Below are 14,336 nucleotides of genomic sequence, written 5' to 3'. Positions count from 1 at the left end.
AATGCCGCGATGGTCGAGGAAGCCACCGCCGCCGCCCGCTCGCTGTCGGCCGAGGCCGACCAGCTCGCCCGGCAGGTGACGCGGTTCAGGGTCTCGAACGATCGCCAGGCGGCGCCGGCGCCGGTGGTCCACCAACTGCAGCAGCGCGCCGCCGACGCAGGCCGCAGGATCGCTCGCGCCGCGGGTTCCGGTCGCCGGAACGGCGGCCAGGCGGCAGCCGTCGCCGTGGCGCAGGACGACTGGTCGGAATTCTGACCGGCAGGGGCGGCGATCCACCATGGAGCGCCGCCCCGTCCCGTTTCAGAGCGTAATCGCCGCCTTCATGCCGACCACGCCCACGTCTGCCGCCTCACGAATGCCACCTGGCTGGTGGATATATTGCAGGTTGGGCCTGAGCTCGAGCCAGTCGGTCGGGTGGATGGCGTAATAGACCTCCGCCGCATATTCCGCATCGCGGACCGCCGTGCCCGGGACAGACCGGTCGGCGGCGGCCGCACGGCCGTTGACGTTGGTGCGTGCAAGTCCGAATCCGAGCACGTCGCCGGGGATCCAGGGCACCAATCCCTTGTAGAACAGCCCTACCGCCACCTGGTTGTCGGTCACGGACGTCTTGCGATCGGCCTGCGTGACGTTCGCGAACATCGACAGGCCGGTCAGCGCCTTTCCGTCCTTCGACCTACCCGTCAGCTGCTGCTGCATGGTGAAATAGACGCCATAGCGGCTGTCGTGCCGCAGCGGCGCGAGCCCGGTCACCACCGCGACGTTGCGGTTGAGGTCGAGCAGCACGTCGTCGCCCGCCGCCGTCCCGATCCAGCCGCCGATCTTGTACGAGCCGACGTGACCGTCGTCGCCACCATGTGACCAGCCCGTCTCGATCGGGATCAATGTGCCGGTCGCCCCCTGCACATGGGCCACGAAGAAATGCGGATCGAGGTTGCGCGGATTGATCTGATAGGCACCGCCCTGCACGTAGAATCCGCGCGGCAGGTCGATCCGCACCCGCGCCCCCCATTGGCTGACGGGCCAGTTGTACCAGTAATCCCCCGCGAGATTGCCGGGCTGCGCCCCGCAGAAGCTGAGGTTCATGAAGTGGCAGGAGAAGACGGCGAAGTCCTCGCCCGGGTTGGTGAGGCCAAGTTTCACCTCCACCGACGGACCGAGCTTCTGTTCGTACCATAATTGCGTCATGCGCACCGTCTGGCCCCGTCCGTAGATCTCCTGCACCTGCTGCAGCGCGTTGATACCCGCGTCCGCCGTCAGGTTGCTGCCACGTCGCCAGGTCACGGTCGCCTGGAACGCCCCGCCCTTCAGCCCCGCCAGCTTTTCCAAGTCGAGCAGCGCGCCGACGTCGAACTGCCCCGTTTCCCGGAACAGCTGCCGCTCGCCGCCGGCGACGTTATAGCCGCTCTCCGAAGCGTAGCGCGCACTCAGCCCGATGCCGCGCCGGCCGAGCCGCGTGCGGATTTCCTGCCAGTCGCCGATCAGGCCCGGCGGCGGTGAACTCTGCGTGTCGCCGATCAGCGCCGACGGCGAGGTATCGCGCTGCCGGCTGCGCGACACCGCCGTCTGCGGCCGATGCTGCGTGTCGCCGGTGGTCGTGTCGGGATTCTGCTGGCGCGTCTCGGGGGCGGGCGTCTGCTGCGGATCGGCGGGCGCCGGCGCGCCGACATCGACCTGCTGCGCCGACGCGCCGCCGCACCAGGTCACCGCCGCCAGAAGCATGCCCGCGACCCGCCACATCCGCCCGTCCATCTTGCCGCCCCTTCTCCAGCGCCTTTACGCTTGCGTCAGAGGGATAACGGACGATGCCGTAATTGGTTCGCCGGCCGGAACGATCAGTCGCGCAGCAGGTCGTTGATGCTGGTCTTGCTGCGCGTCTGCGCGTCGACGCGCTTGACGATTACCGCGCAGTAAAGGCCTGGCTTCCCCCCTTCCGCTGGCGTGGAGCCGGGTACAACGACGGCATAGGGGGGCACCTCGCCGCGGAACACCTCGCCCGTCTCGCGGTCGATGATCTTGGTCGACTTGCCGAGGTAGACGCCCATCGACAGCACCGCGCCCTCACCGACGCGAACGCCCTCGGCGACTTCCGACCGGGCGCCGATGAACGCACCGTCGCCGATGATCACCGGGTCCGCCTGCAACGGCTCGAGCACCCCGCCGATCCCCGCGCCGCCGGACAGGTGGACGTTCCTGCCGATCTGCGCGCAACTGCCGACGGTCGCCCAGGTATCGACCATCGTTCCCTCGCCGACATAGGCGCCGATGTTGACGAAGCTGGGCATCAGGATCGCGCCCGGCGCAACATAGGCGCCACGGCGCACGACGCTGCCGGGCACGGCGCGAAAACCCGCGGCGCGGAATTCCGCCTCGCTCCAGCCGGAGAATTTGCTCGGCACCTTGTCGAACCAGTGGCCCGCACCCGGACCATTGTCGATCAGGGCATTGTCGTTGAGGCGGAAGCTGAGCAGCACCGCCTTCTTGAGCCACTGATTGACGCGCCAGCCGCCCTCTCCATCAGGCTCCGCCACGCGCGCCTCGCCGGCGTCCAGCAACGCAAGCGCACGGTCGACCGCACGCCGCGTCTCGCCGCCCGTGCCGAAGCCCAGCTGGGTGCGATCCTCCCACGCCGCCTCGATCGTGGTTTCCAGTTCCCGGGTCATGCTGCCTCCGTGACGTGGGTGAGCCACGACGTCAGGTCGTGGACGGTGTAATCGATATGGTCGCGCGCGGCCTCGGGACCCTGTTCGGAGCCGTTGTCGACCCACACCGTGGTCATGCCGATCGCCTTGGCGGGCACGAGGTTGCGCGCCATGTCCTCCGCGAACAGCGCGCGGGTCGGATCGATGCCGAAGGCGGCGCACAGACCGGCGTAGGCGCTGGGGTGCGGCTTGGGCACCAGATCCATCGCGTGGATATCGTGGATCGCTTCGAAGCTTTCGCCCAGCCCCAGCCGGTCGAGCACCTTGAGCGCATAGGGCTTGTCGCCGTTGGTGAAGACGAGCTTGCGGCCGGGGAGTCTGGCGATCGCGGCGGCGAGCGGCGCATCCTGCTCCAGCACGTCCATCTCCACGTCGTGAACGTCGGCAAGGAAGTCGTGCGGATCGACACCGTGTTCCGCCATCAACCCGGTCAGCGTCGTGCCATGCTGATGAAAATACGCCTTCTGGATGCGCAGCGCTTCCGTCGGACCGACGCCGAGCCGGCGGGCGACATAAGCAGTCATGCGCGCGTCAATCCGCGCGAACAGATTGGCACGCGCGGGATACAACGTGTTATCCAGATCGAAGATCCAGGTGTCGATCGAGGCGAGGCGTGCGAGCATCGCCGCGGCGTCTACGGGGCAGGCGGTCGCCGGGCAAGCGGGCCTTCGCATGAAGTTCCGTCAATGCGCTGTAAACCCCTGCACAGCCATGATAGTAGGCAGTCGATAAGCGTAAGTGGAGTGATGGGGATGCGGGCGGGGTTGCTGCGGTCGGCGGCACTGGGCAGCGCGTTGGCGCTGGGCGCCTGCGGCGGTGGTGGTGGCGGAGGGGTGAACACGATCCCGGCGCCGCCGAGCGCGACGCTGCCGACGCCGACACCCTCGCCCACCCCGGCGCCGACCCCCACGCCCGCGCCAGCCCCGACGCCCTCACCGTCGCCCACGCCGACCGCGACGAATTACGATACCGCGGAATATCGCGCGACGGTCGGCGCCGTCTCGATGAACGCGCTGGCCGCCTATAACCGGGGCGCGACCGGATTGGGCGTCAATCTCGCGATCATCGACAGCGGGATCGACACGAGCAGCGCGGAATTCGGCAATCGCATCAGCGCCGCGTCGCAGGATGTCGCCGGTAATACCAGCATCAAGGATCAGGCGGGTCACGGCACCGCGGTCGCGTTCACCGCCGCGGGCCGCCGCAACGATACCGGCTCGCAGGGCGTGGCGTTCGACGCGACGCTGACCGTGTTGCGCGCCGACACGCCTGGCAGTTGCACCGCGACGACGACGGGAACGGACTCGCCGTGCAAGTTCAACACGGACGCCATCACGCGCGGCGTCGATGCCGCCCGCGTCGCCGGCGCGCGCGTCATCAACATGTCGCTCGGCGGATCGGCGATGCCGCAGAACCTGATCGACGCGATCGGTCGCGCGACCGCGCAAGGCATCATCATCGTCATCGCCGCGGGCAACGACGGCAGCGACAATCCCGACCCGTTCACCTCGGTCGCGTCCAACCCCGCGGCGCGCAATCTCGTCATCATCGCCGGGTCCGTCGGATCGAACGACGTGCTCTCCACCTTCAGCGACAAGGCCGGCACGGGCGCCACGCATTACCTGGCCGCCGTCGGCGAGCGGGTACGCGCGCCCGATCAGAACAACACGGCCTATCTGTGGTCCGGCACCTCGTTCGCCGCGCCGCAGATTTCGGGCGCGATCGCGCTCCTCGCACAGGCCTTTCCCAATCTCAGCGGTGCGCAGATTGTCGACCTGCTGTTCCGGACCGCGCGCGACGCCGGTGCGGCGGGCGTGGACAGCATCTATGGCAATGGCGTCCTCGACCTGACGCGCGCCTTCCAGCCCGTCGGCACCACCGCGCTTGCGGGGTCGAAGGTCGCCGTCTCCACGACGAGCAACGCGACGCTGTCCGCGCCGATGGGCGATGCGCAGGTCGGGACGCTCGGGGCGGTGATCCTCGACAGCTATGCGCGCGCCTTTGCGATCGACCTTGCTCATACCGTGCAGCGCGGCGCGCCGACCCCGATGCTGACCGGTGCCCTGCAGATGCCGATGCGCAGCCTGTCGCTCGCCAACGCCGGCACGACCGTGTCGTTGACGCTGGCCCCGCGGCGCGACGGATCGGTCGCGGTGCAACGCAGCCTGCTCAGCCAGGACCAGGCGGACACCGCACGCGCGATTGCCGGGTCGGTGACGCAGGCGCTGGGTCGCAACACGCAATTCGGCTTCGCCTTCTCGCAAGGGTCAAACGTGCTGAGCGCGCATATGGCGGGCAAGCGGGAACCCGCCTTTCTGGTCGCGGGCCAGGGCGGGCTCGGCTTCGAGAGCATGGCCCACGCCGCCGGCTCGCTGCGTCAGCAGCTCGGCCCCGTCGGCATCAGCGCGGGTATCGAGAATGGCGACGTCATCGGTCGCCGCGACCCGCTGCTCGCGGGGCTGCAGGGCTATCGCAGGTCCGGATACGATCGCGCCACGCTGGGCGTCGACGCGCGCTGGCGGGGCGTAACCGCCAGTGTGGCGGCAAGCCACCTGGCGGAGCGCGACACGCTGCTCGGCGCGCGCTTCGACGGTTCGCTCGGCGCCCCGCAGGCAAAGAGCTGGTTCGTCGACATGGACGCACGCGCCGAGCTAGGCGGTGGCTGGACGATCGGCGGCAGCTGGCGTCGGGGTTGGACAACCGCGCGTATGCAGAGCGGGCTTTCCGGCTCCGGACAGCTCGCCACCTCGGCATTTGCGGTGGACGCCGGCAAGGACGGCGTGTTCGGCACCGACAGCATCGGCCTGCGGTTCGCGCAGCCGCTGCGCGTGTCGCGCGGCGGCATCGACTATCGCCTGCCGACGAACTGGGACTATGCGACGCTCACGGTCAGCGACTGGACGATGCAGCGGATGAACCTGGCACCGACCGGTCGCGAACTGGACGTGGAGGCGCGCTATCGCGTGCTGCTCGGCCTCGGCGACGTGCAGGCCAATCTGTTCTGGCGGCGCGATCCCGGCAACGTCGCCAGCCTGCCCGACGATCGCGGCGGAGCGATTCGCTACGCGATCGGTTTCTGATCGGGATCGATTGCAGCCGGCGATCGGCTCCCCATCTTGCTGGTCATGACCCGCTTCGCCCTGCTCGATCTGGTGCCCGTCGTCGAAGGCGGCACCGTGTCCCAATCGCTCGCAAACGCCGCCGATTTGGCGCGCCACGCGGAATCGCTCGGCTTCGACCGCTATTGGGTGGCGGAGCATCACGGCATGCGCGGCATCGCCAGTGCGGCGACCGCGGTGGTGATCGCGCACGTCGCCGCCGCGACGAGGACGATCCGCGTCGGCGCGGGCGGCATCATGCTGCCCAACCATGCGCCGCTGGTGATCGCGGAACAGTTCGGCACGCTCGACGCGCTGTTCCCGGGACGTATCGATCTTGGCCTCGGCCGGGCGCCGGGCAGCGACCAGCGGGTCGCGCGCGCCATGCGCCGCACGCTGGACAGCGATCCCAACGCCTTTCCGCAGGACGTGCTGGAGCTGCAGAGCTATTTCGCGGACGATGGCCAGACCGGCATCGTGGCGACGCCCGGTGCGGGCGCGAACGTGCCCCTGTGGATCCTGGGGTCGAGCACCTTCGGGGCGCAGCTCGCCGCCGCGCTCGGCCTGCCCTATGCCTTCGCTTCGCATTTCGCGCCGGACGCGCTGGATCAGGCGCTAGCGATCTATCGCCGCGACTTCCGCCCCTCGGCCCAGCTCGCCAAGCCCTATGCGATGGCGGGGTTCAATGTTTTCGCGGCGGAGACAGACGCCGAGGCCGAGCTGCTGGCCAGTTCGCAGCAGCAGTCGTTCGTTGCTCTGCGCACGGGCAATCCGCGCCAGCTGCCGCCGCCGGTCGAGGGCTATCGCGCCAGCCTGGGGCCGCAGGGTAATCAGATTCTCGATCACGTCCTGCAATGTTCCGCGGTCGGATCCCCGGCGACGGTGGCGCGCCAGACCGCTGCGTTCATCGAGCGGACGGGGGTCGACGAGATCATGGTGACGAGCGCGATCTACGACCATGAGGCGCGCAAGCGCAGCCTGTCGATCACGGCGGAGGTGATGAGCGGGATGGCGATGTCGGTGGCGTAATCCGGCCGCTGCCCTAATTGGCGGCGGGCAGCCGCAAGCGCACCAGCAGTCCGCCCAGGTCCTCGCTTTCCTCGAGGCTGACGGTGCCGCCGTAGATTTCGGCCACGTCGCGCACGATGGCCAGGCCCAGGCCCGTGCCCGGCTTGCCCGTGTCGAGTCGCACGCCGCGATCGAAGATGCGGACGCGATCCTCTTCGGGAATGCCGGTGCCGTCGTCCTCGATCATCAGCTCGACGAATCCGGCCTGCGCGGCGACGGTGACGAACACGCTGCCGCCCCCGTATTTCGCCGCATTCTCGATCAGATTGCCGAGCATCTCGTCGAGATCCTGGCGCTCGACATGGACCTGCAGGTCCTTCGGACCGGTCACGTCGATCCGCACGTGGCGATAGAGGCGCGCCACCGCCCGCTCGACCGATTCGAGGCTCGGCCAGACGTCGGCGCGGCTGTGCGCGGAGCCGCGGCGCCCCACCGCCCGTGCGCGCGCGAGGTGATGGTCGACCTGCCGCCGCATGGTGCGCGCCTCGCGAATGACGGTATCGGCTAGGTCATCCGCCTGCGCCGTGGCGGCGTTCATGATGACGGTGAGCGGCGTCTTCAGGGCATGCGCGAGATTGCCCGCGTGCCGCCGCGCCTCCTCCGCCTGCCGCTCGTTGTGCTCGATCAGCGCGTTGAGTTCCTCCACCATCGGCGCGACCTCGATCGGCATTGCGCTGGAGACGCGGCTCGACTGGCCGGCGCGCATCCGCGCGATCTCCTCCCGCACGCGGCGCAGCGGCCGCAGGCCATAAAAGGTCTGCAACGCGGCAAGCACGATCAGGCCAAGCCCGAGCAGCAGGAAGCTGCGCACCAGCGTACGCCGGAGGATCGCGATCTGGGCGTCCAGCCCCGTGCGCGCCTGCGCGACCTGAAAGCGCCAATGGACGTCGGAACCGGGCAATTGCACGTCGCGCTCCACGATGCGGAGCTTCTCGTCCGGGAATTGCGTGCTGTCGTAGACATGCTCGCTGCGATCGTCGTGGTCCGCACCATAGGCGAGCCGGCGATCCCATAGCGAGCGGGAGGCAAAGGCTTCGCCGATCGGCTGGCGCGGCGCCGAGACCTGCCAATAGAGGCCGGAATTCGGCTCCAGAAACTGCTGGTCCGCGGTGGCATTGCGGCTGAACGCGACTTCGCCGTCAGGATCGATGTAGGCCGACACCAGCAGCGATTTCATGATGTAGGACATGTTCTGGTCGAAGTTGCGCGTCACCGCGTCGCGCAACACCTTGTCCAGCGCATAACCGCCGCCGAGCAGCAGCAATCCGATCCACGCCGCCGCGATGAGGATCATCCGTCGCGACAGCGACCCTGTCGTCCGCGCCCGGCGACGCGGCGGCGCTTCGGCGAGCGGCGGTGACTCGGACATGGAGGTGCCGTCAGGCGTCCGGGTCTTCGAGGCTGTAGCCGAGGCCGCGGATCGTCGTGATCACGTCCTGACCCAGCTTCTTGCGGATGCGCGTCACGAACACCTCGATCGTGTTCGAATCGCGATCGAAATCCTGGTCGTAGATATGTTCGATCAGCTCGGTCCGGCTGACCACCTTGCCCTTGTGGTGGAGAAGGTAGGAGAGGAGCTTGTATTCCTGCGCGGTCAGCTTCACCGCCTCGCCGGCCTTTGTCACCTTGCCCGAACGCGTGTCGAGCCGGACGTCGCCCGCGGTCAGCTCGCTCGACGCATTGCCCGACGCGCGGCGGATCAGCGCGCGCAGGCGGGCGATCAGCTCCTCGGTCTGGAACGGCTTGGCGACATAGTCGTCGGCGCCCGCGTCGAGCCCGGCGACCTTGTCGGACCAGCTGTCGCGCGCGGTCAGGACCAGGACGGGCGTCGTCTTGCCCTCCTTGCGCCAGCGGTCGAGCACGGTCAGCCCGTCGATCTCGGGCAGGCCGAGGTCGAGGACGATCGCGTCATAGCTTTCGGTGCTGCCGAGGAAGTGGCCTTCCTCGCCATCGGTGGCGAGGTCGATGGCATAGCCCGCGCCCTCCAGCGTATTCTTCAGCTGCTGGCCGAGATTCGGTTCGTCCTCGACGATCAGAACGCGCATGTGATCCCCTGTTCCTAGCGGCCGGTGCGGCCGATGATTTGGCCGGTGCGGCCATCGACGTCGACCCAGACGACGGTTCCATCGCGCAGGAACTTCAGCGTGTAAACGCCACTCGAAAAGTCGAGGTCGAAGCCGAGATACTCATAGCCCTTCATCTGCGGCAGCACGCGCGCCTCGATCACCTTGTTGGGCAACAGGTCGCCACGCCGCCGCGCGTCATAGGCGCGCTCCTGGTCGCTGCGCCGCTGCGGATCGGGCGCCTCGGCGACCGCGGGCGCGGCCGCGAAAAAGAGGAGGGAAGCAAGCATCGACATGAGGGGTGGCATAGGCGGATGGCATTGAACAGCCTGTGAATGGGCCGGGCGAGGTAGGTTCAGGTTGGGGGTGAGCACGATCCAGCAAGATTGACACCGGAAAAGGGAAAAATTGCCGTCCGCCGTTTTGGTTGCGTGGAGCTTCGCGCGCATCCGGGACAAGCCTCCTCGATGCTCCCGTCCCCTGCATGTGCCGGGGTGGATTTCGGCGACCCGCGCTTGCCCCCCTCGCCTGCACCGCCTACCTCGCGCGGCCATGGCTGCCCCTATCCTATCCTACGAAGACCTCGGCCTGATCCAGGGCTCGGGCTGGCTGTTCCGCCATCTCGACATCCATGTCGGCGCGCGCGACCGGCTGGCGCTGATCGGCCGCAACGGGGCCGGCAAGACGACGCTGCTCAAGCTGCTCGCCGGAACCATCGACAGCGACGAGGGGCGCCGCACCATCGTGCCGGGCACCCGTGTCGTGCTGCTGGAACAGGAACCCGACCTGCGCCAGTGCCCGACGCTGGCCGATTACGTGCTGGGCGGCGCGGACGCGCCCGAGCGGCACGAGGCGGATGCGATCGCTGACCAGCTCGGCATCGACCTGTCGCGCGACTCCGCGACCGCGAGCGGCGGCGAGCGGCGCCGCGCCGCGATCGTCCGCGCACTGGCGCAGGACCCCGACGTCCTGCTGCTCGACGAGCCCACAAACCACCTCGACATCGCCGCGATCGACTGGCTGGAAGACTGGCTGAACCGCTGGCGCGGCGCCTTCGTCGTGATCAGCCACGACCGCACCTTTTTGACCCGGCTGACCAAGCAGACCTTGTGGCTGGACCGCGGCCAGATGCGGCGCAACGAAGTCGGCTTCGGCGGATTCGAAGCCTGGACGGAGGCGGTCTATGCCGAGGAACAGCGCGCCGCCGAAAAGCTCGACGCCAAGCTGAAGATCGAGGAGCATTGGCTGCAGCGCGGCGTCACCGGCCGCCGCCGCCGCAACCAGGGCCGTCTCGCCAAGCTCAAGGAGATGCGCGCCACCCGCGCCGCGATGATCGGGCCGCAGGGGGCGGCGAACCTCGTCACCGGGTCCGACGACGCAAAGACGAAGGTGGTGATCGACGCGCTCCACGTCACCCAGGGCTATGGTCCGCGCACCGTCATCCGCGACCTCAGTCTGCGCGTCACGCGTGGCGACCGGATCGGCATCGTCGGCCATAACGGTGCCGGCAAGACGACGCTGCTGCGGCTGCTGACCGGCGAGCTGCAGCCCGACAGCGGCGAGGTGAAGCTCGCCAAGACGCTGGACGGCGTCGTCATCGACCAGCAGCGCAGCCTGATGGCGCCGGACAAGACGGTGCGCGACGTGCTGGCGGACGGCGGCGACTGGATCGACGTGCTCGGCGTGCGCAAGCATGTCCACGGCTATCTGAAGGAATTCCTGTTCGACCCGAGCCTCGCGGAGGCTAAGGTCGGCACGCTGTCGGGCGGCGAGCGGTCGCGCCTGCTGCTGGCGCGCGAATTCGCGCGGCGGTCAAACCTGCTGGTGCTCGACGAGCCGACCAACGACCTCGACCTCGAGACGCTCGACCTGTTGCAGGAGGTGATTGCCGATTACGACGGCACCGTCCTGATCGTCAGCCACGATCGCGACTTCCTCGACCGGACGGTGACGGTCACCCTCGGCCTGGACGGATCCGGGACGGTCGACGTCGTTGCCGGCGGCTACGAAGACTGGGAACGCAAGCGCAAGCCCAAGGCGGAGCCCAGGAAGGCGAAGGCCGAGGCGCCGCCGCCCCCGCCCCCGCCGCAGGCACGGACCAAGCTGAGCTACAAGGATCAGCGCGACTACGACCTCTTGCCCAAGCGGATCGAGGAGATCGACCGCATCATCGCCAAAAACGAGGCGACGATGGGCGATCCGGGCCTGTATGCGCGCGACGCCGCTGCCTTCGACCGGCTTGGCAAGGAGATCGCGGCGCTGCGCGACGAGAAGGACGCGGCGGAGATGCGATGGCTGGAACTGGCCGAGATGGTCGAGGGTATGGGCTGATAAGCCGGTGGCGCCCCTCGGTGTCCGAGGGGCCATTCGGCGATCAGCTTTCCGCACTCCCTTCAATATCGAACAGGTGTCGATACTGGCGCGGCTGCGAGCGGAGGTACTGGTCGGGCGCCTTGACCCGCGCGCCCAGGTGCGCCGCCGCATGCCATGGCCAGCGCGGGTCGTAGAGGATCGTCCGCGCGAGCGCGATCAGGTCGGCGTCGCCCGTGCCGACGATCGCCTCCGCCTGTTCGTAATCGGTGATCAGGCCGACCGCGACGACCGGGATCGACACCGCCTGCCTAACCGTGCGGGCGAGCGGCACCTGATAGCTGGGGCCGACCGGGATCGCCTGCTTTGGATCGAGACCGCCGCTCGACACATGGATCGCCGCGCAGCCCCGTGCCTCCAGCGCCCGCGCGAACGCGACCGTCTGTTCGACGTCCCAGCCGCCTTCGACCCAGTCCGTCCCCGAGACGCGGACCGTCACCGGCTTTTCGGCGGGGAATGCCGCCCGCACCGCGTCGAACACCGCCAGCGGGAACCGCATCCGGTTCTCGATGCTGCCGCCGTATTCATCGTCGCGCCTGTTCGACAGCGGCGAGAGGAACTGGTGCAGCAGGTAGCCGTGCGCGGCGTGGATCTGCACCGCATCGAGGCCGAGCCGCGCCGCGCGCCGCGCGCTCTGTGCGAAGGCTTCGACGAGTTCGTCCATGCGCGCCTGCGACAGCGCCGTCGGTGTTTTCTCGCCCGCCGAGAACGGCTGCGCGCTCGGCGCCTCCGTCTGCCACCCGCCGGCGGCATCGGGTGCGATCTGCGCGCCGCCCTTCCACGGCAATTCGGTCGACGCCTTGCGCCCGGCGTGCGCGAGCTGGATCGCGATCGGCATGTCGGAATGGCGGCGGACGGTCTCGAGCACGCGCGCCATCGCGCTCTCGGTCTCCTCGTCCCACAAGCCGACATCGCCATAGGTGATCCGTCCTTCCGGCACGACGGCGGTCGCCTCGATCGTCAGCAGCGCCGCGCCGGACAGCGCGAGCTGACCCAGATGGATCACATGCCAATCCGTCATGCGCCCCTCCTCCGCCGAATATTGGCACATGGGCGCGATGACGATCCGGTTGGCGAGGGAAAGACCCCCGACGGCGAGCGGTTCGAATAATTTGGACATGGCAGCCTCTACGTTCGAGACGCGATCCGGTGCCACGGCACGCAAGCGGCAAAGCCCGCCAAAGCGGACCATGGATGGTCCGCCCCCGGGGGACCATGGAGCCGGAAGCGGCATCCGCCGCTCATATCCTTCTTGCGCGGACGGCCTCTGCCGACCCTCGCCAGGCTGCCCCGAGCGGGACGTGTTCGATACGCCCTTGGCGTCGATCACGTGCCGCGGGGGCGTACCTTACTCCGTCTCCAGCTTCATGCCGTGCGGCGTCGGTTCCGCGTGGACCTGGTCGAGCTGGGCGAGCAGGTCGTCGAACGCGCGATCGTCCGCCAGCGGCACGATGCGCCGAAAGCCGGAGCCCAGGACATCCAGATCGCGCTGAGTCAGAAAACCGACAGCCACTATCCGATCATTCGCCATCGTCATCTCCTTTCTCGCAGGAAGGGAACACCTGCCGGGGCGAAACGGCCTTCGTCCCGTCAAAATAAAATGGATGCGGCGCCCGTGCGGCGGCGACCCCCCTGTCGGCCTGTCGCGTCGGCTGATGAAATTCGCGTCATGCCGCCGTCGACGGCTCGACGCTGTCCGGACGGATTCCTAACTTGGATCGATGAGCGCAACGACGTACCGGCGGGTGGTGTATCGCAGCAGGGCGCGGGACGGCGCGGGCAACCGCGATCTGGCTGGCATCCTTACCCAGTCCCGCAGCAACAACGGCATCGATGGTCTTTCGGGTCTGCTCTGGACCGACGGCACGCACTACGTCCAGTTGCTTGAAGGGCCGCCCGAAAGCGTCGCGACGACATTACGGCGCATCCTTGCCGACCCGCGCCATGAACAGATCCGTTTCCTCAGCGACGCGATCGTGGACGTGCGTGCCTTCGGGGACTGGACGATGGCAAATCTGCCCGGAGACAGGGAGACCGTGCCGGCCGAGCGGATGCGGATCGCGCTCGACGGCGCGCCGCCCGACGTACAGGCGCTGTTTGTGTCGCTGGCCGCCGCCTGACGCAAAGCCCTGCTTCCGCGGCGACGACGGCGGGCGCCGCCGATCGCCGGCTTCGGGGGTCAGAAGCTGCGGGGATCCGGGCCGATGCGCTCCTCCCGGTCGAGCGCGTCGATCGCGGCGATGTCGTCTTCATCCAGGGCCAGTCCCGCCGCCGCGACATTGTCGGCCAGATGGTCCGGGTCCGCCGCCTTGGGAATGACGGACAGGCCGTGCGCGAGATGCCACGCCAGAATGACCTGCGCCGGCGATCGGCCGTGCTTCCCCGCGACGGCCGCGATCGCCGGATCGCGTAACAGGTCGCCGCCCTGGCCGAGCGGGCTCCAACTTTGCGTGACGATGCCATGCTTCTCGTGAAACGCGCGCTCCTCCCGCCGCTGGTGACGCGGATGGAGCTCGATCTGATTGACGGCGGGCATGACCCCGGTGGCGTCGGCGATCCGCTCGAGATGCTCGGGCAGGAAATTGGACACACCGATGGAGCGTGTCCTGCCCGCGTCGCGCAGGTCGACCAGCGCCTTCCACGCATCGACATACCGGTCCTGCGCAGGCGAGGGCCAATGGATCAGGTACAGGTCGACCTGGTCGCGCCCGAGCAGCGCTAGGCTCTCGTCCAGCGCCGCCTGCGCGTCGCCCTGTCGGTCGTTCCACAATTTGGTGGTGAGGAAGGCGTCCGAACCCAGCATCCCTTCGCCGACGCCGCGCTCGTTGTGGTAGATGGCGGCCGTATCGATCAGCCGAACGCCGCCATCGAGCGCGCGGCGCACCGCCGCCGCTGCCTGGGTGTCGGGGATCTGATAGGTACCGAAGCCGAGCCGCGGCATGATGCGGCCGTCGTTGAGCTGGAAATCGTCCATGTGCGGCCAAGCGCGCCAGTCACGCCGCGGTTCCCACGCGCCGGACGGCGGCCACCGCCAT

General features: G+C 68.5%; 13 protein-coding genes and 1 pseudogene. 5 read left to right on the top strand and 9 right to left on the bottom strand.

From position 1 onward, the window contains the following. Window positions 1–255, top strand: a pseudogene (locus IQ292_RS16180) (methyl-accepting chemotaxis protein); the annotation flags it as partial. Window positions 256–300: 45 nt separating this feature from the next. On the opposite strand, the gene IQ292_RS16175 reads toward IQ292_RS16180, so the two are convergent. The 3 genes from IQ292_RS16175 to IQ292_RS16165 form a co-directional block, all read right to left on the bottom strand. After that, complete coding sequence (locus tag IQ292_RS16175; protein ID WP_203311354.1) at window positions 301–1,752, bottom strand: carbohydrate porin; 1,452 nt, start codon at window positions 1,750–1,752, stop codon at window positions 301–303. Window positions 1,753–1,835: 83 nt separating this feature from the next. Next, on the bottom strand, window positions 1,836–2,663 hold the full coding sequence (dapD, locus tag IQ292_RS16170; protein ID WP_203311353.1) for a 2,3,4,5-tetrahydropyridine-2,6-dicarboxylate N-succinyltransferase: 828 nt from the start codon (window positions 2,661–2,663) through the stop codon (window positions 1,836–1,838). Continuing rightward, window positions 2,660–3,325: a pyrimidine 5'-nucleotidase gene (locus IQ292_RS16165; protein ID WP_203311352.1), complete on the bottom strand. Its 666-nt coding sequence runs from the start codon at window positions 3,323–3,325 to the stop codon at window positions 2,660–2,662. The genes dapD and IQ292_RS16165 overlap by 4 nt, the downstream gene beginning before the upstream one ends. A 129-nt stretch (window positions 3,326–3,454) precedes the next feature. On the opposite strand from IQ292_RS16165, the gene IQ292_RS16160 reads away from it, so the two are divergent. Together IQ292_RS16160 and IQ292_RS16155 are read left to right on the top strand one after the other, a co-directional pair. Continuing rightward, window positions 3,455–5,782: a S8 family peptidase gene (locus IQ292_RS16160; RefSeq protein ID WP_203311351.1), complete on the top strand. Its 2,328-nt coding sequence runs from the start codon at window positions 3,455–3,457 to the stop codon at window positions 5,780–5,782. Window positions 5,783–5,827: 45 nt separating this feature from the next. Continuing rightward, on the top strand, window positions 5,828–6,829 hold the full coding sequence (locus tag IQ292_RS16155) for an LLM class flavin-dependent oxidoreductase (protein ID WP_203311350.1): 1,002 nt from the start codon (window positions 5,828–5,830) through the stop codon (window positions 6,827–6,829). Between the two features lie 13 nt (window positions 6,830–6,842). On the opposite strand, the gene IQ292_RS16150 is transcribed toward IQ292_RS16155, so the two are convergent. Genes IQ292_RS16150 through IQ292_RS16140 form a run of 3 tightly spaced genes read right to left on the bottom strand, consistent with a single transcriptional unit; the run spans window position 6,843 to window position 9,227 of the window. Then, the gene (locus IQ292_RS16150) at window positions 6,843–8,237 is read right to left on the bottom strand and encodes a sensor histidine kinase (protein WP_203311349.1); all 1,395 of its coding nucleotides are present in this window, start codon (window positions 8,235–8,237) and stop codon (window positions 6,843–6,845) included. A gap of 10 nt (window positions 8,238–8,247) precedes the next feature. Further along, window positions 8,248–8,913, bottom strand: a complete 666-nt coding sequence (locus IQ292_RS16145) for a response regulator transcription factor (RefSeq protein ID WP_115378623.1) — start codon at window positions 8,911–8,913, stop codon at window positions 8,248–8,250. Between the two features lie 14 nt (window positions 8,914–8,927). After that, window positions 8,928–9,227 carry a PepSY domain-containing protein gene (locus tag IQ292_RS16140; RefSeq protein ID WP_238941180.1) on the bottom strand — a complete coding sequence of 100 codons (300 nt, stop codon included), beginning with the start codon at window positions 9,225–9,227 and terminating at the stop codon, window positions 8,928–8,930. A 256-nt stretch (window positions 9,228–9,483) separates the two neighbouring features. Between IQ292_RS16140 and IQ292_RS16135 the strand changes: the two genes are divergently transcribed. Beyond that, window positions 9,484–11,262 (top strand): ABC-F family ATP-binding cassette domain-containing protein, encoded by a 1,779-nt coding sequence (locus tag IQ292_RS16135; RefSeq protein WP_203311348.1) that lies wholly within the window; start codon window positions 9,484–9,486, stop codon window positions 11,260–11,262. A gap of 43 nt (window positions 11,263–11,305) precedes the next feature. Here IQ292_RS16135 and IQ292_RS16130 read toward each other — a convergent pair whose 3' ends face one another. After that, window positions 11,306–12,421, bottom strand: a complete 1,116-nt coding sequence (locus IQ292_RS16130) for an NADH:flavin oxidoreductase/NADH oxidase (RefSeq protein ID WP_203311347.1) — start codon at window positions 12,419–12,421, stop codon at window positions 11,306–11,308. 228 nt (window positions 12,422–12,649) lie between these two features. Then, complete coding sequence (locus IQ292_RS16125) at window positions 12,650–12,814, bottom strand: hypothetical protein (RefSeq protein ID WP_287978736.1); 165 nt, start codon at window positions 12,812–12,814, stop codon at window positions 12,650–12,652. A gap of 208 nt (window positions 12,815–13,022) precedes the next feature. Here IQ292_RS16125 and IQ292_RS16120 point away from each other — a divergent pair, with 208 nt between their 5' ends. Continuing rightward, entirely contained in the window at window positions 13,023–13,421 is a 399-nt protein-coding gene (locus tag IQ292_RS16120; RefSeq protein WP_203311345.1) for a BLUF domain-containing protein, read from the top strand. 59 nt (window positions 13,422–13,480) lie between these two features. Here the strand turns inward: IQ292_RS16120 and IQ292_RS16115 are convergent, their stop codons facing one another. Then, complete coding sequence (locus IQ292_RS16115) at window positions 13,481–14,275, bottom strand: aldo/keto reductase (protein WP_203311344.1); 795 nt, start codon at window positions 14,273–14,275, stop codon at window positions 13,481–13,483. Between the last annotated feature and the right edge of the window lie 61 nt (window positions 14,276–14,336).

Source organism: Sphingomonas beigongshangi (genome assembly GCF_016820445.1).
Lineage (GTDB): Bacteria > Pseudomonadota > Alphaproteobacteria > Sphingomonadales > Sphingomonadaceae > Sphingomonas > Sphingomonas beigongshangi.
The sequence above is the reverse complement of the archived record's forward strand: the minus strand, read 5'-3'. Positions and strand labels throughout refer to the sequence as shown.